Annotated in this window: 15 protein-coding genes; 10 read left to right on the top strand and 5 right to left on the bottom strand. The window is 69.5% G+C overall.

Going from position 1 to position 22,397, the window contains the following annotated elements:
* Window positions 1-86: 86 nt before the first annotated feature.
* The 7 genes from HUA76_RS01190 to HUA76_RS01160 all read left to right on the top strand — a co-directional run bounded on the left by HUA76_RS01190 (window position 87) and on the right by HUA76_RS01160 (window position 9,404).
* Window positions 87-1,553, top strand: coding sequence for a hypothetical protein (locus HUA76_RS01190; protein WP_174459758.1), 1,467 nt, complete (start codon window positions 87-89; stop codon window positions 1,551-1,553).
* Between the two features lie 64 nt (window positions 1,554-1,617).
* Window positions 1,618-3,123 (top strand): hypothetical protein, encoded by a 1,506-nt coding sequence (locus HUA76_RS01185; protein ID WP_246137070.1) that lies wholly within the window; start codon window positions 1,618-1,620, stop codon window positions 3,121-3,123.
* A gap of 64 nt (window positions 3,124-3,187) precedes the next feature.
* Window positions 3,188-4,708, top strand: a complete 1,521-nt coding sequence (locus HUA76_RS01180) for a hypothetical protein (protein WP_174459757.1) — start codon at window positions 3,188-3,190, stop codon at window positions 4,706-4,708.
* 65 nt (window positions 4,709-4,773) lie between these two features.
* Window positions 4,774-6,156 carry a formimidoylglutamate deiminase gene (hutF, locus tag HUA76_RS01175; protein ID WP_174459756.1) on the top strand — a complete coding sequence of 461 codons (1,383 nt, stop codon included), beginning with the start codon at window positions 4,774-4,776 and terminating at the stop codon, window positions 6,154-6,156.
* 84 nt (window positions 6,157-6,240) lie between these two features.
* Window positions 6,241-7,377 (top strand): acetylornithine deacetylase, encoded by a 1,137-nt coding sequence (gene argE / locus HUA76_RS01170; RefSeq protein ID WP_174459755.1) that lies wholly within the window; start codon window positions 6,241-6,243, stop codon window positions 7,375-7,377.
* Window positions 7,378-7,723: 346 nt separating this feature from the next.
* Window positions 7,724-8,329: a flavodoxin family protein gene (locus tag HUA76_RS01165; RefSeq protein WP_174454537.1), complete on the top strand. Its 606-nt coding sequence runs from the start codon at window positions 7,724-7,726 to the stop codon at window positions 8,327-8,329.
* Window positions 8,330-8,504: 175 nt separating this feature from the next.
* Window positions 8,505-9,404 carry a DUF2167 domain-containing protein gene (locus tag HUA76_RS01160; RefSeq protein WP_174454538.1) on the top strand — a complete coding sequence of 300 codons (900 nt, stop codon included), beginning with the start codon at window positions 8,505-8,507 and terminating at the stop codon, window positions 9,402-9,404.
* Between the two features lie 74 nt (window positions 9,405-9,478).
* On the opposite strand, the gene mfd is transcribed toward HUA76_RS01160, so the two are convergent.
* A complete protein-coding gene (gene mfd / locus HUA76_RS01155; RefSeq protein WP_174459754.1) occupies window positions 9,479-13,072 on the bottom strand; it encodes a transcription-repair coupling factor in 3,594 nt (1,197 codons plus the stop codon).
* A 208-nt stretch (window positions 13,073-13,280) separates the two neighbouring features.
* Here mfd and HUA76_RS01150 point away from each other — a divergent pair, with 208 nt between their 5' ends.
* Complete coding sequence (locus HUA76_RS01150; RefSeq protein ID WP_174459753.1) at window positions 13,281-14,783, top strand: PAS domain-containing sensor histidine kinase; 1,503 nt, start codon at window positions 13,281-13,283, stop codon at window positions 14,781-14,783.
* 21 nt (window positions 14,784-14,804) lie between these two features.
* Here HUA76_RS01150 and HUA76_RS01145 read toward each other — a convergent pair whose 3' ends face one another.
* From HUA76_RS01145 to HUA76_RS01130, 4 genes are all read right to left on the bottom strand, one after another.
* Entirely contained in the window at window positions 14,805-15,134 is a 330-nt protein-coding gene (locus HUA76_RS01145) for a hypothetical protein (RefSeq protein WP_141641766.1), read from the bottom strand.
* Window positions 15,135-15,200: 66 nt separating this feature from the next.
* Complete coding sequence (locus tag HUA76_RS01140; protein ID WP_174454541.1) at window positions 15,201-15,524, bottom strand: c-type cytochrome; 324 nt, start codon at window positions 15,522-15,524, stop codon at window positions 15,201-15,203.
* Between the two features lie 132 nt (window positions 15,525-15,656).
* Complete coding sequence (locus tag HUA76_RS01135) at window positions 15,657-17,357, bottom strand: hypothetical protein (protein WP_174459752.1); 1,701 nt, start codon at window positions 17,355-17,357, stop codon at window positions 15,657-15,659.
* A gap of 49 nt (window positions 17,358-17,406) precedes the next feature.
* A complete protein-coding gene (locus HUA76_RS01130; RefSeq protein ID WP_174454543.1) occupies window positions 17,407-18,756 on the bottom strand; it encodes a bifunctional glycosyltransferase/class I SAM-dependent methyltransferase in 1,350 nt (449 codons plus the stop codon).
* Between the two features lie 192 nt (window positions 18,757-18,948).
* Between HUA76_RS01130 and HUA76_RS01125 the strand changes: the two genes are divergently transcribed.
* Both HUA76_RS01125 and HUA76_RS01120 read left to right on the top strand, forming a co-directional pair.
* The gene (locus tag HUA76_RS01125; protein ID WP_174454544.1) at window positions 18,949-21,141 is read left to right on the top strand and encodes a polysaccharide biosynthesis tyrosine autokinase; all 2,193 of its coding nucleotides are present in this window, start codon (window positions 18,949-18,951) and stop codon (window positions 21,139-21,141) included.
* On the top strand, window positions 21,138-22,394 hold the full coding sequence (locus HUA76_RS01120; RefSeq protein ID WP_174454545.1) for a glycosyltransferase: 1,257 nt from the start codon (window positions 21,138-21,140) through the stop codon (window positions 22,392-22,394). The genes HUA76_RS01125 and HUA76_RS01120 overlap by 4 nt, the downstream gene beginning before the upstream one ends.
* The last annotated feature ends 3 nt before the right edge of the window (window positions 22,395-22,397 follow it).

Genomic DNA, 22,397 nt, shown 5'->3' with positions numbered 1-22,397 from the left:
GTCTCTCCGGAGGCAGGGCTCCTGGCCGATATGCGAGACACATGCCGTCGTTCTAGTCTCCCGGAGACGGGTTCCTTGGAGGCGGCATGATGCGCTTGGCCACTGTATTGGCGTGTGTGTTCATGGTGACGGGCTGCGCGGCCCATCGCGGTGAGCTGGACTACCCGGACCGTGAGGCCGTCTACGACCGGCCGCTCGCCGAGATGTGGCCCGAGGTCCGGGGGTTCTTCACCCGCAACGAGCTGTCCTTCCGCGAGGACAAGGGCAGCATGGTGCTGGAGACGGAGTGGCGGCAGGAGTTCGGCGGCTCGAGGATTTCGGGCTTCTTCCACCGGTACATGGTGGTGGGCCGGCGCGAGACGCCCACGTCGAGCAAGCTGCAGATCTTCCGCATCACCAAGAGCGTGAACAAGACGCTGTCGCCGCCGGGTAACCAGATTGACTGGGGTGTCAACCGCAACATGGGTGGGCCCAACCAGGAGGACAATGGGCAGAGCGTGGAGGACTTCGAGGACCGGCTGGCCCTTCCGCGAGGGGAGAACGGCTTCTTCGCGGAGTCGGGTCAGGGCCAGCGCGACATGGTGATGGAGTGGCGGGTGTTCCGCGAGGTGGCGCCGCTGCTGGCGAAGGAGGAGAACGCGCCCCAGCCGGTGCGGGTGGCGAAGGCGCCGGACGCGAAGGAAGCCCCTTCGCAATTCGCGGTGGAGTGCGGGCTGCCCATCATCGGTCTGGGCAAGCAGGCGAAGCCGGGCGCGGTGTTGCTGCTGGGAGAGATGCACGGCACGCAGGAGGTGCCGCGCTTCGTGGCGCAGGCGTCCTGTCAGGCGACCGTGGCGGGCATCCCGGTGACGGTGGGCCTGGAGCTCCCGCTGGAGAACCAGGGCCGCGTGGACGCGTTCCTGGAGAGCCAGGGTGGGGAAGAGGACTGGCTGAAGCTGATGGAGGCCCCTTTCTGGCGCAGCCCGTATCCGGACGGCCGAGGCAGCGCGGCGATGGCGAACATGCTGGAGCACCTGCGCCAGCTGCGCGCGCAGGGCCTGGATGTGGACGTCTTCGTCTTCGACCACCCGAAGGCCAACGGGCAGCAGCGCGAGGACGCGATGGCGGGCACGGTGGCGTTCCAGGTGGAGTCGAGCCCGCGGCGCTTCCACATGGTGTTGTCGGGGAACATCCACGCGCGCACGAAGCAGGGCCTGCCGTGGGACAAGAAGCACCGGCCCATGGGTCTGCTGTTGAAGCAGCGGCTCGACAGCGTGGTGTCGCTCGACATGGCCTACGACACCGGCACGACGTGGATCTGCTCGGTGGACTCGAAGGGCGTGCGGGACAGGCTGGACTGCGGCGTGCGCGAGGCGAAGGGCAAGGACAACGGCGAGCGTTACTTCGTGCACACCTGGGACTCCACGAACGCGGAGGGCTACCACGGGGTGTTCTATGTGGGCGCGGTGAACGCGTCCGCGCCGGCCATCCGACTGGGTGAGCAGGGACCGGGCAAGGAGGGCAGCAAGAGCCCCTTCGCGCGGGAGGAAGGGAAGCTCGCGTCCTCGCACTGAGCCGTGGCGATATGGTGCCCTCCTGGCTCCGTTCCATTTCGGGAACGTGATGCCCGGAGGGTGGATGCGCTCGGTACTCTACGCGGTGGTGTTGTTGGCCTGGGGCTTGGGGGGCTGTGCGGCTCACCGAAGCGACCTGGAAATCCCGGACCGTGAAGCCATCTACGACCGGCCGCTCGCGGAGATGTGGCCGGAGGTCCGAGGCTACTTCACGCGCAACGAGCTGCCCTTCCGCGAGGACAAGGGCAGCATGGTGCTCCAGACGGAGTGGCGGCAGGAGTTCGGCGGCTCGAGGATTTCGGGTTTCTTCCACCGATACATGGTGGTGGGCCGGCGCGAGACGCCCACGTCGAGCAAGCTGCAGATCTTCCGCATCACCAAGAGCTCCAACAAGACGCTGTCACAAGGCGGCAGGGAGCTGGACTGGGGCGTCTCGCGCGGTGTCGGACTGGGGCCCACCGGTCAGGAGGGCAGCGCAACGCATTCGATTTCGGAAGGTGATCAACCCCTGACCAGTGCCGAGGACTGGGAGGAGGTCATGGACACTCCGCGGGGCGAGAACCTCTTCATCGAATCGGCGCAGGCCCAGCGAGACCTGTTGATGGAGTGGCGGGTGTTCCGTGAGGTGGCACCGCTGCTGGCGAAGGAGGAGAACGCGCCCAAGCCGGTGCAGGTGGCCAAGGCCCCGAACGCGAAGGAGGCGCCGTCGCAAATCTCCATGGAGTGCGGGCTGCCCATCATCGGCCTGGGCAAGCAGGCGAAGCCGGGCGCGGTGCTGATGTTGGGCGAGCTGCACGGCACGCGCGAGGTGCCGCGCTTCGTGGCGCAGACCTCCTGTCAGGCGACCGTGGCGGGCATCCCGGTGACGGTGGGTCTGGAGCTGCCGCTGGAGAACCAGGGCCGCGTGGACGCGTTCCTGGAGAGCCAGGGTGGGGAAGAGGACTGGTTGAAGCTGATGGAGTCGCCGTTCTGGCGCAGCCCGTACCCGGATGGCCGTGGGAGCGAGGCGATGGCGAACATGCTGGAGCAGTTGCGCCAGTTGCGCTCGCGGGGCCTGGACGTGGACGTCGTCGTGTTCGACCACCCGAAGGCGAATGGTCAGCAGCGCGAGGACGCGATGGCGGCCACGCTCATCCACCAGGTGGAGTCCGCGCCCCAGCGCTTCTATGTGGTGCTGTCGGGCAACATCCACTCGCGCACGAAGAAGGGCCTTCCGTGGAACAAGCAGCACCGGCCCATGGGTCTGATGCTGAAGGAGAAGCTCGACAGTGTGGTGTCGCTCGACATGGCCTACGACACTGGCACCGCATGGATCTGCTCGGTGGACTCGAAGGGCGTGCGGGACAGGCTGGACTGCGGCGTGCGCGAGGCGAAGGGCAAGGACAACGGCGAGCGCTACTTCGTGCACACGTGGGACTCGGTGAACTCGGAGGGCTACCACGGGGTGTTCTACGTGGGCGCGGTGAACGCGTCCGCGCCGGCCATCCGCGTGGGTGAGCGAGGGCCCGGCAAGGAGGGCAGCAAGAAGCCCTTCGCGCCCGAAGCGGAGTCTGTCGTCTCCGCGCGCTGAGCCGTGGCGATATGCCACCCTCCCGCTCCCGTTCCATTCCAGGTACGCGATGCTCGGAGGGTGGATGCGCTCAGCGGTGTATACGGTGTTGCTGTTGTCCTTGGGTTTGTCGGGCTGCGCGGCCCATCGCGGCGCGCTGGAGTACCCGGACCGGGAGGCCATCTACGACCGGCCGCTCGCGGAGATGTGGCCGCAGGTTCGGGAGTTCTTCACCCGCAACGAGCTGCCCTTCCGTGAGGACAAGGACAGCATGGTGCTGGAGACGGAGTGGCGGCAGGAGTTCGGCGGCTCGAAGATTTCGGGCTTCTTCCACCGGTACATGGTGGTGGGCCGGCGCGAGACGCCCACGTCGAGCAAGCTGCAAATCTTCCGCATCACCAAGAGCCTGAACAAGACCCTGGCCAACTCGGGCAATCAGGTGGACTGGAGCCCGACCCGGGCCTGGGGCATGGGGGCGACGATTGAGGGCCCGGCCGAGGATTACAAGGCCGAGCCGATTCAGCCAGCGAGCGCGCCGCTGTCGTCGGCCGAGGACTGGGAGGAGGTCATCGCCACGCCTCGGGGAGAGACCTCGTTCTTCGCGGAGTCGGGCCAGGGGCAGCGAGATTTGGTGATGGAGTGGCGGGTGTTCCGCGAGGTGGCGCCGCTGCTGGCGAAGGAGGAGAACGCGCCCAAGCCGGTGCAGGTGGCCAAGGCGCCGAACGCGAAGGAGGCACCGTCGCCGTTCGCGGTGGAGTGTGGCCTGCCCATCATCGGCCTGGGCAAGCAGGTGAAGGAGGGTGGGGTGCTGCTGCTGGGTGAGGTGCACGGAACGCGCGAGGTGCCGCGCTTCGTCGCGCAGGCCGCCTGTCAGGCGGTGGTGGCGGGCATCCCGGTGACGGTGGGCCTGGAGCTTCCGCTGGAGAACCAGGGGCGCGTGGACGCGTTCCTGGAGAGCGCGGGTGAAGAGGCGGACTGGCTGAAGCTGATGGAGGCGCCCTTCTGGCGCAGCCCGTATCCGGACGGCCGTGGCAGCGAGGCGATGGCGAACATGTTGGAGCACCTGCGCCAACTGCGCTCACAGGGCCTGGACGTGGACGTCTTCGTCTTCGACCACCCGAAGGCCAACGGGCAGCAGCGCGAGGACGCGATGGCGGGAACGGTGGCGTTCCAGGTGGAGTCGAGCCCCCAGCGCTTCCACATGGTGTTGTCGGGGAACATCCACTCGCGCACGAAGCAGGGCCTGCCGTGGGACCAGAAGCACCGGCCCATGGGGTACTTGCTGGAGCAGCGGCTGGAGCATGTGGTGGCGCTGGACATGGCGTACGCCAGCGGCTCGGCGTGGATCTGCTCGGTGGACCAGAAGGGCGTGAAGAGCGCGCTCGACTGCGGTGTGCGTGAGGCGAAGGGCAAGGACAACGGCACCCGCTTCTTCGTGCACACCTGGGACTCAACGAACTCGGAGGGCTACCACGGGGTCTTCTACGTGGGCGCGGTGAACGCATCCGCACCGGCGGTGCAGCGCGGCCTGGGGCGTCCGGGCGCGGATGACAACACCGTCCACCCGGCCCCGGACGAGGGCTCGAAGATGGCGTTCGCGCGCTGACAGCCTCGCTGGCGGACCGTGTCGTGGCTGCTGCGGGGCGCGGTCCGCTGGCATACGCTGTCGGGGTGAGCGACATCACTGTCTACCAGCCGGACTTCCTGTACGTGGGAGGCCGGCTCATCGAGGGACGTGCCCTGGCCGTGGGTGCCGAGGGCCGCGTCGTCGAGGCGTCGTCGGTGCCCGCCGGGGCGAGCGTCGTACGGCTCCCGGGCCGCGCGCTGCTGCCGGGGCTGGTCAACGGCCACTCCCATGCCTTCCAGCGCCTGATTCGCGGACGCACGGAGTACGTCGTCTCCGGACGCGAGGCGGATGACTTCTGGAGCTGGCGAGAGGCCATGTATCGCGCCGCCGAGGCCCTGGGCCCCGAGGACGTGTACGTGGCCTCGCGGCAGGTCTTCGTGGAGATGGCGCTGGCGGGCATCACCACCGTGGGCGAGTTCCACTACATCCATCACCAACAGGACGGCACGCCGTACGCGGACCGGAACACGCTGGCCCATGCGGTCATCCGGGCCGCGCGGGACGCGGGGCTGCGCATCTGTCTGTTGCGCGTGGGGTATGCGCGCGCGGGCTACCAGGTCGCGGCGAATCCGCGGCAGCGTCGCTTCATCGACCCGGACGTGGACACCTTCCTTGCGTCGGCGGAGTCGCTGGCTCGCGAGGTGCGGGACGACGCGGCGGTCAGCGTGGGACTGGCGCCGCACAGCGTGCGAGCGGTGACGAAGGACTGGCTGGCCGCCGTCTCGAAGGCGTCTGGTTTCCCCGTACACATGCATGTGGCGGAGCAGCCGAAGGAAATCGAGGCGTGCCTCGCCGAGCATGGGCGACGGCCGGTGGAGCTGCTGTCGGACCTGGGGCTGTTGAGCGCGGGCTTCACCGCCGTGCATGGCGTGCACCTGACGGACGAGGAGGTGGCCATGCTGGGCACCGCCCGGGCGACGGTGTGCGCGTGTCCTTCCACGGAGCGCAACCTGGGTGATGGCATTGTGCCAGCGGATGCGCTGGTGAAGGCGGGGGCGAGCATCAGCCTGGGCTCGGACAGTCAGGCGCTGGTGGACCTGCTGGACGAGGCGCGTCAGCTCGAAGGCCACCTGCGGCTCGCGAGGTTGCGGCGCGCGGTGCTGGACCCGGGAGGCGGCGAGGTGTCGGGCCTGGCGGCGCGGCTGTTGGGCATGGCCACGGTGGAGGGGGCGCGCAGTCTGGGCTTGTCCACGGGGATGCTGGAGGCGGGGGCGCTCGCGGACTTCTTCACGGTGGACGTGGGGCACCCGTCGCTGGTGGGCGCGGGGCCTTCGTCGTTGCTGGCTTCCATCGTCCTGGGTGCCGACAAGGCGGCGGTGCGCGAGGTGGCGGTGGCCGGACGGCTGGTGGTGAGGGAGGGCCGGCATCCGCTCGCGGAGGAGAGTGGACGCGCCTTCCAGGCGCTCGCGCGCACGCTGTACCCCTGACGGGGCGTGGGAGACAGGAGTCCCTCCGGGGGCTGGCGCCAGACGCCAGGGGGTGGCATGACGCGGCCACCGGAGGTTGTCTTCATGAGCGACACGCTGCCCGCGCTGCGGGCCACCCTGACGGAGTTGGTGGCGATGGACACCACGTCCGCGCGACCCAATGCCCCGCTCATCGACTATGCGCAGGCGCGCCTGGAGAAGGCGGGCTTCAGCGCCGAGCGTCAGCGGTACACCGACGACGCGGGCGTGGAGAAGGTGAACCTGGTCGCCGTGAAGGGCGGCTCCGGACGCGCGGCGCTCGCGCTGGTGGGGCACTCCGACTGCGTGCCGTTCGATGCGGCGTGGACGGATGCGCTGAAGCTGACGGAGAAGGAAGGCAAGCTCTACGCGCGCGGCGCCTGCGACACGAAGGGATTCATCGCCTGTGCGCTTCATGCCGCGGAGCGGGCCACGAAGCTTCAGGCCCCGCTGATGGTGGTGCTCACCGCCGACGAGGAAGTGGGGCTGGTGGGCGCCAAGAAGTTGGTGGCGGCGGGACTGGGCCGCGCGCGCCACGCCATCGTCGGAGAGCCCACGAAGCTCACGCCGGTGCGCGCCAACAAGGGCTATTGCCTGGCGGAGGTGGAGGTGCTCGGCAAGGAGGGCCACAGCGCGTATCCGGACACGGGCGCGTCCGCCATCTTCCGCGCGGGACGCTTCCTGAACCGGCTGGAGCAGCTCGCCACGACGGTGCTGCGCGAGGAGCTGGATGAGGGTTTCCAGCCGCCCTTCACCACGGTGAACGTGGGCGTCATCCAGGGGGGCAAGGCGAAGAACATCCTGCCGGGCTCGTGCCGCTTCACGGTGGAGTGGAGGCCCATTCCGGGACAGCCGGTGCAGCGGGTGGCCGAGCTGCTGGAGTCCATCCGCCAGGAGCTGGTGCGCGACGAGCCCGCCTACGAGGCCCACATCCGCGTGCTGCGCACGGACCGGGGTGTGAATACGCGCGCGGACGCGGAGGTGGTGCGCTTCCTCGCGGAGGCCAGTGGCAACGCGTCCACCACGGTGCCTTTCGGCACGGAGGCTCCGCAGATGACGGAGCTGGGAGCGGAGGCCGTGGTGTTCGGCCCCGGCGACATCCGCGTGGCGCATCAGACGGGCGAGTACGTGCCCACCGAGGACCTGGTGCGCTGCGAGGCCGTGCTGTCGCGCGCCGTCGTACACTTCTGCGGCGAGCAGTGAGGCAGGCCGGGTCGGCGCGCGTCGGAGTGCGCCGACCGGTTCTCCAGGCCGGAAGTCACCGGTGTGAGGTCACCCACGTGAGTGGCGCTCGCGTGGAGTCGTCGCCGGAGCACGTTGGCGGCGGCAGAGGCACCTGAGGGCGCGCGCTGCGTGCGTCGCGAGGCTCCCATCGTTGGTGGGTTCACCCACGTGGGCGCCGCTCGTGTTTGTCGTCGCCGGAGCGCAGGGGCGGGGACAGAGGCACCTGAGGGCGCGCGCTTCGTGCGTCGCGAAGTTCCCGGCGTTATGAAGATGCCGCCGGTGCACACTCCGTGCTTTCTCTCCGGCTCCTTTCTGGACCGACGACATGAGTTCCTCCTCCGCGACGCCGCGCAACGTCCTCTTCCTGCTCGCCAGCGCCCGTGAGAACGGCAACGCGGAGCAGCTCGCTCGCAAGGCGGCCGAGTCGCTGCCTTCCGGCACGGTGACTGACTGGCTCCGGCTGGACGCCTACCAGCACGAGGCTTTTCGAGACCTGCGTCATGCTCCCGGCGGCTACGCGGCACGGCCCGCGAGCCCGGAGATGCTGGCGCTCGCCGAGCGGACCCTCGCCGCCGACGAACTGGTCATCGTCGCCCCCGTGTACTGGTACAGCCTCCCCGCCAGCGCGCAGTCCTACCTGGAGCACTGGTCCTGGTGGTTCCGGCTGCCGGAGCTGCGCTTCCGCGAGCGCATGCGCGGCAAGGTGCTGTCGCTCGTGACGACCCACTCCTCCGACGAGGATGACGGCGTGGCGCAGCCGCTGCTCATGAGCCTCCAGCTCAGCGCGGATTACATGGAGATGGGGTGGAGAGGCGCCCTCATCGGCCATGGCAATCAGCCCGGAGAGGTGCTCCAGGACCCTCGCGCCATGGCCAACGCTCGTGAGTTTCTCCGGCGTCCCGTGACTGTCGCGAAAGTCGAAGCTGCCTGAACTTTGGGAGTGCGGGGCACTGAATTGACGCGTGCTCCCGTGCGCCGCTAGGTTGCCGCGCCTTCGGACCCGGGGGGCTTGCGAGCGCATTGCGCCGCACGCTGTGTCGTCAGTGATTCTGACGTGTCACGTCCCTCCGGCCATCCGTGTCTGAATTCCCTGGAGGGGGAGTCACATGCAGCGTGGCAGGTGGTTGTTCGCGGTGATGTCGCTGGTGGCGGTGAGCGCGTGGGCCCAGGTGCCCGAGCAGGCGGGTGACTCGGAGGAGGTGGAGGCCCCGGCGCTTCCCGAACTCCACCCGCGGACCGGTGAGGTCGTGCTGGGAGGCGGCCTGGCGAAGATGGTGGTGCCGGAGAGCTTCGGCTACCTCTCGCCCGAGGAAGCGGAGAAGGTGCTCGTGGAGGTCTGGGGCAACCCGCCCGGCTCCAAGACGCTGGGCATGGTGATTCCGTCGGACGTGAGCGTGGACTCGCCCGAGGGCTGGGGCGTCGTCATCCAGTACGACGACGATGGCCACGTGGAGGACGAGGACGCGGCGGGCATCGACTACGCGGACCTGCTCGAGGAAATGCAGGGGAACACCCGCGATGAGAACGCCGAGCGCGTCAAGGCGGGCTACGGGGCGGTGGAGCTGGTGGGTTGGGCCGCGACTCCGCGCTACGACGCGAGCACGCGCAAGCTGTACTGGGCGCAGGAGCTGGGCTTCGGTGACTCGAAGGAGCACACGCTGAACTACAACGTCCGCGTGCTGGGCAAGGAGGGCGTGCTGGTGCTCAACGCCGTCGCCAGCATGGTGGCGCTGCCCCAGGTGGAGAAGGACATGCAGCAGGTGCTGGCCTTCACCCACTTCCAGCCCGGCCACCGCTACGAGGACTTCGACCCGAGCACCGGCCGCGTGGCCGCGTACGGTGTCGCGGGTCTGGTCGCCGGCAAGGTGGCCGCGAAGGCGGGGCTCTTCAAGGGGCTGATCGCGGTGCTGGTGGCCGGCAAGAAGGTCATCTTCGCTGGCCTCGCGCTGCTCGTCGTCGCGCTGGGCAAGCTGTTCAAGCGCGGTGGCAACGACGGCACGCCGTAATCATCAGCGCGCTGGAGTGCGAGACAGAGGCTCGGGACCCCGCGGTCCCGGGCCTCTTCTCGTTTCGGGACGGCTCAGCTCCGGGGCAGCGAGCAGTGGTCCAGGTCCCTCAGCACCTTGCGCGCCTCGGCGATGAGGTCATGTCCCTGGAGGCCCTGCGCCACGCGGGCGATGAGCTTCATGTCTGGCGTGAGGCGGTAGTAGCCCTTCGAGCGCTGCACCAGCCCGGCGACCTTCGGTCCGTCCAGGAGCGCGTCCGCGCCCAGCGTCACCACCAACCGCTGGGTGCCGACCTCCAGGCCCCGCAGTCGCAAATCACGCATGTCGATTTTCAGCAGCGTCAGCTCGGACAGGTGGTCCACCTCGTCCGGCGCCTCGCCGTAGCGGTCCACCAGCTCCGCGCGCAGGTCCGTCACCTCGTCGGGGTGGCCGGCCTGGCTGAAGCGCTTGTAGAAGACGAGCCGCTGGTGCACGTCGCTGACGTAGTCGTCCGGGATGAGCGCGGGCATGGGCAGCGTGACGTCCGGCTCGATTTGCACCTTGGGCGGCTGGCCCTGCAGCTCCGCGACGGCTTCCTCCAGGAGCTGCGCGTACATGTCGAAGCCAATCTCGGCGATGGCGCCGGACTGCTTCTCGCCCAGCAGGTTGCCCGCGCCGCGAATCTCCAGGTCATGGCTGGCGATGGAGAAGCCCGCGCCCAGCTCGGTGAAGTTCTGGAGCACCTCCAGCCGCCGCTGCGCATCGCGAGTCACCGCCCGACGCGTGGGCACCAGCAGGTACGCATACGCGCGCTCCTTGGAGCGGCCCACGCGGCCTCGGAGCTGGTAGAGCTGCGCGAGACCGAACTGGTCCGCCCGGTTCACAATCATCGTGTTGGCGCTGGAGATGTCGATGCCGCTCTCGATGATGGCGGTGCACAGGAGCACCTGGTGCTTGCGCTCGGTGAACTCCAACATCACCTTCTCGAGCTGCCCTTCACCCATCTGTCCGTGCGCCACGCCGACGGACAGCTGTGGCACCAGCTCGCGCAGCTGCTGCTCCATGGACGGCAGGGACTCCACGCGGTTGTGCACGAAGAAGACCTGCCCGCCGCGAGCGACCTCCCGCTCAATCGCCTCCTTCACCACCATGGCGTCGTACTTCATGACGAAGGTGCGGATGGCGCGCCTGTCCTGCGGCGGCGTGGCGATGATGCTCATGTCGCGCACACCCGACATGCTCATGTGCAGCGTGCGGGGAATGGGTGTCGCCGTCAGCGTCAGCACGTCAATCTGGGAGCGCCACTTCTTCAGCGACTCCTTCTGCTTCACGCCGAAGCGCTGCTCCTCGTCGACAATCATCAGCCCCAGGTCCTTGAAGGCCACCTCGCCGCCCAACAGCTTGTGCGTGCCGATGAGGATGTCGACCTTGCCCTCCTTGGCGCGCTTGAGGATGTCCCGCACCTCCGGCGGCTTCTTCAGTCCGGAGATGACCTCCACCGTGACGGGGTAGTCGTTGAAGCGCTTCCTGAAGGAGAGGAAGTGCTGCTGCGCCAGCACCGTGGTGGGCACCAGCACCGCCACCTGCTTGCGGTCCAGCGTCGCCTTGAAGGCCGCGCGCATGGCGACCTCCGTCTTGCCGTAGCCCACGTCGCCGCAGACGAGCCGGTCCATGGGCTCCGGCTTCTGCATGTCCGCCAGCACGTCCTCAATCGCCTTCGCCTGGTCCGGCGTCTCCTCGAACTCGAAGTCCGCCTCGAACTGGGCGAAGTAGCGGTCCGGCGCGCTGAAGGAGTGGCCCGGGTGGGCGCGGCGCGAGGCGGCGATTTGCAGCAGCTCCGCCGCCATCTTGAGGAGCTGTTCCTTGACGCGCTTCTTCGTCTTCTCCCAGCTCGTCGTCCCCAGCTTGTCGAGCTGGATGGTGTCCGGGTTGCCGCCGGTGAACTTCTGGATGAGCCGCATGCGGCCCACCGGCAGGTAGATTTTGTCCCGGCCCGCGTACTCCAGGACGAGGAAGTCCCCGGGCACGCCGTTCACCTGCATCTTCGTCAGGCCCGAGTAGCGGCCGATGCCGAAGTCGGTGTGGACGATGAGGTCGCCTTCCTTCAGGTCCTTGAAGCCCGCGGCGAAGGCATCCAGCTTCTTGCCGCGCTTGACGCGCCGACGCGCGCGGACGCCGAAAATCTCCTCGTCCGACAGCACGGCCAGCCCGCCCGAGCCGTCCACGAAACCCTGGCTCACCTCGCCCGTGAAGAGGTGCGCCCACACCGACGGCTCGTACAGCACCGACGCGTCCGTCATGGGCTCGGTGTGCACCTTCACCATGACGTCGCGGTCCAGCAAGAGCCGCTTGAGCCGGTCCGCCTGGCTCAGCGTGCCGCACGCCACCGCGCACGCGACGCCCGAGTCCCGCCAGCGCTGGAGCCGGTCCACCAGCGGCGAGAGCGCCCCCTCCTCGCCATGGTGCGCGAGAATCGCCTCCCGCAGGTCCTGCGTGCCGCCGAACTGGAAGAGCACCGGCGGCTTCTCGGACTGCGTGAGCGACAGGCCTCCACCCTCGACGACGCGATAGGCGCCCAGCAGCTCCGCGACGGCCTCGCGCGAGAGGAAGTGCTCGGCCGGCGGGCGCACCAGGTCCTTGCGCTCCTCGGCCGCGACGAAGGTTCGCTCCAACTCGTCCCACAGCGCGTCCGCGGCGCGCCCCAGCTCCAGCGGGTCGTCCAGGTAGAAGACCGGCGCCTCCGGGCTCCACGTGCGCAGGAAGTCGAACACCGTGGCCAGTCCGCCCTCGAACAGCGCGGGCAGCAGGCCCTCGAGTCCGAAGCCGGGCATCCCCTCGCGCAACGCGTCCAGCCGCTCGCGCAGCTGGATGGTGGGCAGGTTGATGTGCTCGGCCACTTCGCGGGCGGCGGCCTCGGCGCGCGGGCGGGTGTCCTCGGTGAGCAGCAGCTCCCGCGCGGGCACCAGGTCCACTTCCTTCAGCGCGTCCACCGTGCGCTGCGACTCCGGGTCGAAGGCGCGGATGGAGTCGATGGTGTCCCCGAAGAACTCCAGGCGCACCGGCTTGTCGTAGAGCGGGCTGAAGACGTCCAGCAGACCGCCGCGCACGGAGAACGTCCCCACGTCCTCCACCATCGGGCTGTTCTGGTAGCCCATCCGGGAGAGCTTCCGCGCCAGCGCGTCCCGGTCGTACTCCTGGCCCACCACCACCCGGTCCGTGAGCGCGGCCATGACGTCCGGGCGCAGCACGCGGCGGTGCAGCGCGCGCAGGGATAGCACCAGCACCGGGAAGCGCGTGCCTTGAGACAAGTGAAACAACGCGCCCAGCCGCTCGGTGACGGCGACCGCCTCCGGGGACAGCTCGTCGTAGGGCAGCACCTCGTCGGCGGGCAGGCGCAGCACGCTCGGCCGCAGCAGCGTGCCGGTGCCACCCAGGAAGAAGGCGAGGTCGGCGGCCAGGGCATCGGCTGCTTCCTCGTCCGCCGCCACGCAGACGAGCGGCGCGCGTGCTTCACGGTGCAGGCGAGCCAGCACGTGGCCCCGGGCGGAGCCCTTCAGTCCCTGCGTCCGCGCGCGGTGTCCCGGGCGCAGCTCCGCCAGCAACCGGGCGAAGGTGTCACCCGCCACGAGCGGCACGCCGCCAGGCTGCGCCGCCTCGTCATCCCGCCTCTGTGTGAAAGGAGTGTCCATGAGTGGACCCCTGAGGGCCGCAGGGTAATTAGGGGCATGCCCCTGACAGGTCAACGACAGAGCGCATTGCGTGTCGTGTGTCGGAGCCGACGCGGCCACGAATGCTGTGTCCGCCACGAATCAGCCGTACCTGGGGTGGGTTGGCCGCATGCCCGGGGCAGGAACTACTCTCCTGCAAGGCATCGCTGGGGGGTGCCACACGCCAGCCATGCAATCCGGCCGTTGGAGCAACAGGTTGATGAGCGGGGCGGGCGCACCCCCCTCCGAAGCAGTGATGGTGCTGCGCAGCGTCCGCTCCGCTGGGCACGGCATCCTGGACTTCGAGTGCGTCTCCGCGAATGTCCACGCGGAGCGCTGGCTGGGGCGCGATGAGCGTCCGCTCGTGCGCCAGCGCCTCCTCGAGGAAGCGCCGTGGGTGGGCGAATGTGGCCTGTTCGCCGCGTGTGTCCGAGTGGCGGTGCGCCGCGAGCCGGAGGTGGTGCGTGTCTCCCGCCAGTCCTCCGTGGGGCTCGTCTGGCTGCTGGCGCGGGTGTCGCCCTGGGAGGACGGCGTTGTCGTCTTCCTGGAGGACCTGACGGAGCGGATGGCCGCCGAGGAGACGCTGCGCAGGGACCATGACCTGCTGCACGCCGTCATCGAGAGCGCCACCGACGCCATCTACGTGAAGGACGTGGATGCGCGCTACGTGCTCATCAATCCCGCCACCGCGCGGGCGTTCAATCGGGCGCCGCAGGACATCCTCGGGCGCACGGACCTGGAGTTGCTGGGCGAGGACGTCGCCGGGCCCACGCTGGCGCATGACCGCGCGGTGATGGAGTCCGGCGTCACCGCCACCTACGAGGACTCAGAGGGCGGGCCGGGAAGCGACCGCATCTGGCAGACGACCAAGGGCGTGCTCCGTCGGGGCGACAGCACCGTCTACGGCCTGTTCGGCATCAGCCGGGATGTCACCGCGCGCCGCCGCCAGGAGCTGGAGCGGGACGAGGAGGCGCGCTTCCAGGAGCGCTTCATCGGCGTGCTGGGGCACGATTTGGGCAACCCGCTGGCGGCGGTGCGGCTGTCCGCAGCGGCCCTGCTGGCCCAGGCCACGCTGACGCCGGAGGCGCGGCGCGTGGCGCAGCGCATCGACGGGAGCGCCGAGCGTATGGCGCGGCTGGTGAAACAGTTGCTCGACTTCACCCGCGCGCGCATGGCGGGAGGCATTCCCCTGCGTCCGCGCGAGGTGTGCATGGAGTCGGTGTGCCGTCGCATCATCTCCGAGCTGGAGCCGGCCCATCCCCAGCATCAGGTGGACCTGGAGGTGGACGGCGAGTCGCGCGGCATCTGGGACGAGGAGCGGCTGGGACAGGTGCTCTCCAACCTGGTCGGCAACGCGCTGCAACACAGCCCCAGTGGCACGTCGGTGCGCGTGCGGCTGGCGGCGAGTGACCCGCTCTTCCAGCGCGTGGAGGTCCACAACCTCGGGCCGCCCATTCCGGACTCGCTGCGCCCGCGCCTGTTCGCGCCCTTCCACCGCGCCACGCCCGAGCCGGGCATGCCCCGGCCCCACCGTCACGGGCTGGGCCTGGGGCTCTACATCGTCTCGCAAATCGTCACGGCCCACGGCGGGTGGGTGGATGTCGCGTCCTCACTGGAGGCCGGGACGTGTTTCTCGGTGACGCTGCCCCGCGTGGTCCAGGCCCAGGACGAGACCCAGACGCGCTGGGCCTGAGCCGAGGGCACGCCTGCCTGCTCAGTAGCGGCCGTACCGGGCCGCGGCGCGCAGGCGCATCAAGTCGTTGAGGACACCGGGGTCCACCAGCTCCAGCGCCGCGGCTCCGGAGACACCGGCGTAGCGGGAGCGGTAGTCCTCCTCGTCCTCCTCGTCGTCGCCACCCTTGTCGTCGCCGCCCTTGTCATCCCCGTCCCCACCTCCCTTGCCGTCGCCAGGACGCAGCGAGAGGGGCTCGGGCCGGGACACTCCCGGCTCGATTCGCGGGGAGGTCAGGGCATCGGCGCGAACCGAGGCGAACAGACCGGCCATGGACAGGCAGAACACGAGGGCGGTGGAGAGGGTCTTCATGGTCGGCTCCGTTTCTCTGTCCGGCTGACGCGCACCCCGGAGGGATATTCAGCGAGCCGCGGGGCCCTACTTCGCCTTCATGGTGCGGATGTATCCCACCAGCGCGTCAATCTGCGCGGCGGTGAGCTTGTCCTTGAAGGCTTTCATCTTCGTGTTGCGAGGGGAGCCGTCGGCAATCGCCTGACGGATGTCCGCGTCCGACTCGGCCGCCTGCCAGGCAGCCTGGCTCATGTCGACGATGGACTCCTTCTTGCCCATCTTGGTCTGCGCCTTGCCGTCGTCGCCGTGACACGACTTGCACTTGGCCTTCCACACGTCCGCGACTTCATCCTCCGCGTAGACGCTTGGGGCCAGACAGAGGCTCATCACCAGGGCAACCCGCTTCATCATCGTCACTGCCTCCTTGGGAGGAGACAACTGTGGCACGGAACGTCGTGCCCGGGGAGTGCCGCTGGCGGCGAGGAGGTCGTCGCCATGGAGCCCGCCCAGGGAGTTGGACGCGCCTCCGGTTACTCAGGCGTCTCAGTGAGGCTGACGGGGCCAGAACGACACGTGGCCCTGGGGAGGCGCGAGCCACACGGACTCCAGGAACCGCACGGCATTGCGGTCCGCGTCGTCATGTTCGGTGGTCTGGTAATGCAGGGTGGTCACCAGCAGCAGCGTCGCGAGACCGGCGGCCACGGAGGGCAGGGCGGGCCAGCGCCGCCCGGGGGGCGTGGAGAGAGTGGCGAGGACCCAACCCGTCACGGCCACCAGGAGGACGAGCAGCAGCACGCCCGCGATGGATTGGGGCACACCGAGGAAGGACAGCACGGAGGGAGGGAAGAAGCCGGCGTGCAGCAGCGGCAACGTCAGACCTCCCAGGGCGTTGGAGACGTCGTCTGGGATGTAATTGACGAAGGTGGCCAGCCCCGTGGTGAGGATGGCGGCTCCGCACAGCATGGCGCCCGCGCCCAGGGCGGTGAGGCTTTGACGCTCGCGCAGGCGCTCCAGCCACAGGCCCGCGGGCAGCAGGAGGAAGGGCACCAGGCCGGTGAGGTGGCGCGGCCCCGTCGTCCAGCCCCAGGAGTCATAGGAGAAGGAGGACGTGAAGTAGAGGTAGCCCGCGAGGAGCGCCGCCGTCATCCACGCCAGGGCGCGCTGCTCGGCGGAGACGTCGGCGCCGCGCCGGAAACGCAGCCGCGAAAGGCCGGGCACGGCCAGCAGCAGGAAGGGGGCGAGCGTGAACAGCCCCCGCAGCGGAGAGACGAGCGACAGGGTGAAGGCGCGCGGGTCCGGCGTGCGGATGCCCAGGAATCCGCCCAGGTGCCACGGCTGGTAGCCGGAGTCGTTGAGGTACTTGTACCCGCTCGTCAGCGGATGTCCGAAGGTGGCCTGGTGGTACGCCATCAGCGCGAGCACGAAGGGCAGCGCGCCCAGCGTGGCGAGCCCGGCGGCGCGGCCCAGGCCCCGCAAGCGCTCGCGGGCCGGGACGTCGCGGAAGAGGAAGGTGAGCGCGGCGTACAGCACCAGCCCGAGCACCCCCAGGGCGCCGGTGTACTCGGCCGCCACGGTGGCTCCCGCGCACGCCCCCGCGAGGACATAGCCCCGCTCGCGCCACTCCCCGCGCGCGCAGCGCCACAGCGCATAGAAGCCGGCGAAGAGCAGCACCGCCGTCGTCTGGTGGCTCATGAACAACAGGGAGTAGCTGAACGCCAGCGAGCCCAGTCCGTACGTCACGGTGAGGGCGTCGGCGACGGGCGCAGTGAGGGTGGCACGCAGGTAGCGCCGCACCAGCCACAGCAGGCCCAGCGTGGGCAGCACGGTGAGCCACAGGCGCGAGAAGAAGACGAGGGGGACCTCGGGCACCGGCTCCGGACCCGAGGCGGCGCGCAGCGCGGCGTACACCGGCGCGGCGGCGAACGAGAGCAGCGGCGCCTTGCTGGGGTAGTACTTCCCATCCTTCACGGACAGGTCGCCCACGTAGCCCCGGTCGCGCAGCACCTGGTTGATGTCGAGCGTGCCGTGCTCCACCAGCGCGATGCTCTGCCAGAGCCGACACAGCTCATTGGGTGAGCGCAGCTTCGGGTGGTATGGAAACAACAACACATACAGCGCCGCCAGGGCGGCCCAGACCGCGCGAGGCGCGCCCCGGGAGGCCATGACGGGCTTCCCGGTGGGGCCGGGCGCCGAGGACTCCGAAGGGGTCTGCGAGTCGGTGGCCGGCCCTGGCGCCAGACTCACGGCGTGGTGCTCCCCGCGGTGTGGTGCGTCGTCGCCGGGAGGCGCATCCTCAAGCGTCGCCTCCGGTGACGCGGGCCACGGCGAAGAGGCTCATGCCCACCGGCAGCTTCACGTTCGCCTCGGCGCGGGCGAACAGCGGGGCCAGCGTGTCGTACAGCTTGAGCTGGAGCTTGGGCACGGAGCGGCGGCGCAACAGCCGGCTGTTGACGAACCAGCCGGGCATGCCCACCAGGTTCATCCACTCCAGCTTCTCCACCTCGAAGCCATTCTCCTCCAGCACGGCGCGCAGGCTGGCGGGGGTGTAGCGGCGGTAGTGGCCCACGGCCTCGTCGATGCTGCCGAACAGCTGCTCCAGCGCGGGGACGAGGATGAGCACCCGTCCGCCGGGCGCCAGAATCTGACGGAAGCGGCGCACCGCGGACCCGTCGTCGGGGATGTGCTCCAGCACGTTGGAGAGGACAATGGTGTCCAGGCGCTCCTGCTTGAGCGACTCCCAGTCCGCCAGGGCCACGTCGGACAGGTACGGGCGGACGTGGGGCCGGCCGCGGAAGAGGTTCTTCAGGCGGTCGACGTAGAAGCGGTCGACCTCCAGCGCGATGAGCAGCTCCGCGCCGGACTCCAGCTCGCGGGTAATCGTGCCGATGCCGGCGCCAATCTCCAGCACGCGGCGGCCCAGGTGCGCGCGGAAGCGGCGGCCCAGCCACTGGTTGTAGTGGGTGGCGCCGTCCATGCGCTCCAGCGTGGTGTAGCCCTCGTGCTGGTTGTCTGCGTCGTCGCGCACGGTGGCGTAGCGCATCAGCGTGCGCAGCTGCGACAGGCGCGCGGCGCGCGGGCGGCGGGGCACGGCCTGCATGGGCGGCAGCGACACTTCCGTGAGGCGGTAGAGTTGCGCGGCCAGCTTCACGACGAGCTCGGCGTCCACCGCGTCGTCATCGCTGGTGAGGGTGACGGAGCGCAGGGCTTCCGTGCGAAACGCGCGCACGCCGCTGAGCGGGTCCTTCACCGGCACGTCCGTGACGAAGCGGGCGACATGGCCCATCGCGCGCTCGGCCCACAGCTCCGGCGTCAGGCCGGGGGTGCCACGGCGGCCGAAGACGGCGTCCGCGGTGTCCGCCTGGAGGGGGCCCATGAGGGCCTCATAGGCGTCCGGTGCATAGGCCGCATCCGGGTCCTGGAGCACCGTCACGGCGCTCGTCACGTGGGACAGCGCCGCGCGGATGGACGCGCCCTTGCCTCCCTGGACGCTGAGCACATGCAGGCCGGGCCGTGATGCCACATCAGGCTGGCCGTCTCCGGCGAGCACCACTTCCGCGCGGCCCGCCAGGGCGCGGGCGAAATGGGCGGCGGCATCTACAGTGGACGAGTCGAAAGGGATGATGACGGAGTGCGGAAAGCTCACGTCGCGCTCCCTAGCACAGGCGGCCCGAATGCGCGCGTTCCTCCCTCGAAGAAGGGTGGAAGGGGGGCGTCCAGGCGACGGCGGAACGATGGACAACCCGGGGCGGACACGGCACGCTCGACGACGGTGTCCATGGGTGTGGGTGAAGGTCGGCCCCGGCCCAGGCGCTCCAGGCTCCAGGAGAGACAAGACGTGGAAGGAACCGTGTTCGACCCGGCCGGTGGCAACAACGGCCCGACGCCCGCGGGATTGATGCTCCGCGCGCGGGCGCTCTGGCGACGCAAGTGGGTCGTGCTCGGCGTGGCGGTGGTGGTGGCGGCGCTCGCGGCCGTCTACACGCTGCGCCAGCCCAAGGTCTTCTCCGCCAGCACCTCGCTCATCATCGACGTGATGGCGCCTCGCTTCCTGGACGGCGAGGTGAAGGAGGTCATGGGCGAGGAGCGCAGCAACTACTGGTTCAACAAGGAGTACTACGCCACGCAGAGCGAAATCATCACCTCGCGCGCGGTGGCCAGCCGGGTGGTGGACAAGCTCGGACTGTCGACGGACCCAGGCTTCCTGGGGCTCGCGGGCCTGCAGGACGAGAAGGCCCGCGTCCAGGCCATGCAGGGCTCGGACGCGGTGGGGCTGCTCCAGTCGCGCATCCGCGTGCTGCCCGCGAAGGACTCGCGGGTGATGAACATCGCGGTGGATGACCTGGATGCCCAGCGCGCCGCGCTGCTCGCCAACGAAGTGGCGGGCGCGTACATGGCGGAGAACCTGGCGCTCAAGCTGCGCATGACGGAGGACGCGCAAAGCTGGCTGGAGGGGCGGCTGGAGGACCTGGAGAACCAGTCCAAGGCGAGCGAGATGGCCGTCTACGACTTCAAGAAGGACGCGGACATGTTGTCCACGTCGCTGGAGTCGCGGATGAGCATCGTCAGCGACCGCATCAACAGCTACAACCTGAACCTCACCGAGGTGAGCACCCGCATCGCCGCGCTGCAGGCGCGCGTGGAGGCCATCCAGAAGCTGCGCAAGGCCTCGCCCGACGACGAGCTGTGGGCGGAGGCGCTGCCGGGGGCCAAGGATGGCTCCATCCAGGACCTCAAGAAGGCCTACACGGACGTGCGCGTGGCGTGCGCGGAGCTGACCGAGCGCTACCTGCCCGAGCACCCGAAGCTCCTGGAGTGCCAGGGCAAGCTGGCGGTGATTCAGGCCGACTTCCTCAAGAGCCTGCGCAACCTGGTTCGCTCGGCGGAGACGGAGCTGTCCGAGGCGGAGGCGCAGCGCAAGAACCTGGTGCGGCTGCTGGACGACGCCAAGGCCGAGGCGTTCCAGGTGAACAAGAAGTCCATCGAGTACGACCGGCTCAAGCGCGAGTCGGACAACAACCAGCGGCTCTACGAGCTGGTGCTCAAGCGGCTCAAGGACATCGAGCTGTCGGGCCTCTTGCGCACCAGCAACGTGCGCGTGTTGGACTCGGCCCGGCCGCAGTACATCCCGGTGAAGCCGAACGTGAATCGCAACCTGCTGGTGGGGTTGGTGATGGGGGTGCTCGCGGGGCTGGGCGTGGCGCTGCTCCTGGACCTGCTGGAGAACAGCGTGGCCACGCAGGCGGACGTGGAGGAGCGGCTGGGGCTGGCGTTCCTGGGCGTGATGCCGCGCATCGAGGGGCACCACCCGCCGAAGGACCGGGACCTCTACGTGCACCGCGAGCCGAAGTCGTCGGTGGCGGAGTGCTGCCGGGCCATCCGGACCAACCTCCTGTTCATGTCTCCGGACACACCCTTCAAGACGCTGGTGGTGACGTCCAGTGGTCCTCAGGAAGGCAAGTCCACCACCAGCATCAACCTGGGCGTGGCCATGGCCCAGAGCGGCAACCGGGTGTTGCTGCTGGACACGGACATGCGCAGGCCCCGGCTGCACCGGGCCTTCGGCGTGCCGAACGAACTGGGCATCTCCTCGTTGGTGGTGGGCGAGGGCACGCTGGACGCGGCGGTGAAGAGCACGGAAGTGCCCGGCCTGTTCGTGTTGCCGTGCGGCCCCATCCCACCCAACCCGGCGGAGCTGTTGCACACGCGGGCCTTCACGGAGCTGTTGAAGGCGGCGGCGGGGAAGTTCGACCGCGTCATCCTGGACAGCCCGCCCCTCAACGCGGTGGCGGACGCGGCGGTGCTGGCGACGCAGTGTGACGGCGTGGTGCTGGTGCTCAAGGCGGGCAAGACGAACCGCGAGTCGGCCCGGCGCGCGCTGCGCTCGCTGGCGGACGTGCAGGCGCGCATGTACGGCGCCATCCTCAACGACGTGGACTTGAAGGCGCCGCGCTACGGGGACTCGTACCTGGCCTACCAGGGTTATGGGCAGTACGCGGAGGAGTCCAAGGACGGGGTGACGCAGTCGTGAGCACGCCCCCGGCGGGAGCGGGTCTGCGGGTGTTGCACCTGGGCAAGTTCTATCCGCCCGCGTCGGGTGGAATGGAAGCACATGTCCGGACGCTGGCGCTCGAGCAGGCCGCGCTGGGCGCGCGGGTGGAGGTGATTTGCGCCAACCACTCAGCGGATGGGACAGGGACGAGCCACGAGTTCCTGGGGCGAAGTCCCACGCGCGAGGACTGGGACGGTCCGGTGCGCGTGGTGAGGCTGGGCCGCCGCGCCTCCGTGGCGCGGATGGACCTGCTGACGGACCTGCCCGGGGCGCTGTGGCGCGCGCTCGGACGGGGCGTGGACGTGGTGCACGTTCACACGCCCAACCCCACCATGGTGTTGGCGCTGGACGCCGTGCCCCGACTGCCGCCCGTCTTCATCACCCACCACAGTGACGTCATCCGTCAGAGGGTGGCGGGTGCGCTCTTTCGTCCCTTCGAGGCGCTCCTGTATGCGCGGGCGTGCCGGGTGCTGGCCACCAGCGACGCCTATGTCCCCGGCTCCGCGCTGCTGCGCGCGTTCCGCTCCAAGGTGCGGGCGCTGCCCCTGGGCATCGACGTGTCGCCCTTCCTCCATCCGTCCGCCTCCGCTCGGACGGAAGAGGCCCGGTGGCGTGAGGTGGCCGCGGGCGAGCCGCTGTGGCTGATGGTGGGGCGGCTCGTCTACTACAAGGGATTGTTCACCGCGCTGGAGGCCCTGACGCGGGTGCCGGGGCGACTGGTGGTGGTGGGCGAGGGGCCGGTGGAGGCGGAGGCGCGGCGCCAGGCGAAGGCGCTGGGCGTGGAGGCGCGCGTGATATGGGCGGGCTACCTGTCGCCCGACGCGCTCGCTGGAGCCTATCGCGCGGCGACGGCGCTGTGGTTTCCCAGCAACGCCCGGAGCGAGGCGTATGGCTTGTCTCAAGTCGAGGCCATGGCCAGCGGGCTGCCCGTGTTGAACACGGCGATTCCTCACTCGGGCGTACCCTGGGTGAGCCGCCACGAGGAGACGGGGCTGACGGTGCCGGTGGGTGACGCGGTGGCGCTGGCACGCGCGGCGCGCAGGCTGCTGGACGAGCCGGAGTTGGTGCGGCAGCTGGGACGTGGAGGGCGTGAACGCGCGATGGGGGCGCTGCGGCACGACGTCATGGCGGCCCGCAGTCTGGGGCTGTACGCCGAGGCGCTGGGGCGCCCCATGTCGGTGGCGGAGGCTCCGTCCGAAGTGCCAGCTCGCGCCGCGTCGGGGAGGTCTTGAGGC

This window comes from Myxococcus sp. CA056 (genome assembly GCF_013336715.1).
Taxonomy (GTDB): Bacteria; Myxococcota; Myxococcia; order Myxococcales; family Myxococcaceae; genus Myxococcus; species Myxococcus llanfairpwllgwyngyllgogerychwyrndrobwllllantysiliogogogochensis.
Note: the sequence above shows the minus strand (reverse complement) of the source record. Positions and strands in the feature narration are given on the sequence as shown.

Coding starts and splice junctions, on each gene's coding strand:
- argE (WP_174459755.1), top strand. CDS start 6,241: ATGAGCGACACGCTGCCCGCGCTGCGGGCCACCCTGACGGAGTTGGTG.
- mfd (WP_174459754.1), bottom strand. CDS start 13,072: ATGGACACTCCTTTCACACAGAGGCGGGATGACGAGGCGGCGCAGCCT.
- HUA76_RS01160 (WP_174454538.1), top strand. CDS start 8,505: ATGCAGCGTGGCAGGTGGTTGTTCGCGGTGATGTCGCTGGTGGCGGTG.
- HUA76_RS01165 (WP_174454537.1), top strand. CDS start 7,724: ATGAGTTCCTCCTCCGCGACGCCGCGCAACGTCCTCTTCCTGCTCGCC.
- HUA76_RS01150 (WP_174459753.1), top strand. CDS start 13,281: ATGCAATCCGGCCGTTGGAGCAACAGGTTGATGAGCGGGGCGGGCGCA.
- HUA76_RS01190 (WP_174459758.1), top strand. CDS start 87: ATGATGCGCTTGGCCACTGTATTGGCGTGTGTGTTCATGGTGACGGGC.
- HUA76_RS01180 (WP_174459757.1), top strand. CDS start 3,188: ATGCGCTCAGCGGTGTATACGGTGTTGCTGTTGTCCTTGGGTTTGTCG.
- HUA76_RS01140 (WP_174454541.1), bottom strand. CDS start 15,524: ATGATGAAGCGGGTTGCCCTGGTGATGAGCCTCTGTCTGGCCCCAAGC.
- HUA76_RS01185 (WP_246137070.1), top strand. CDS start 1,618: ATGCGCTCGGTACTCTACGCGGTGGTGTTGTTGGCCTGGGGCTTGGGG.
- HUA76_RS01145 (WP_141641766.1), bottom strand. CDS start 15,134: ATGAAGACCCTCTCCACCGCCCTCGTGTTCTGCCTGTCCATGGCCGGT.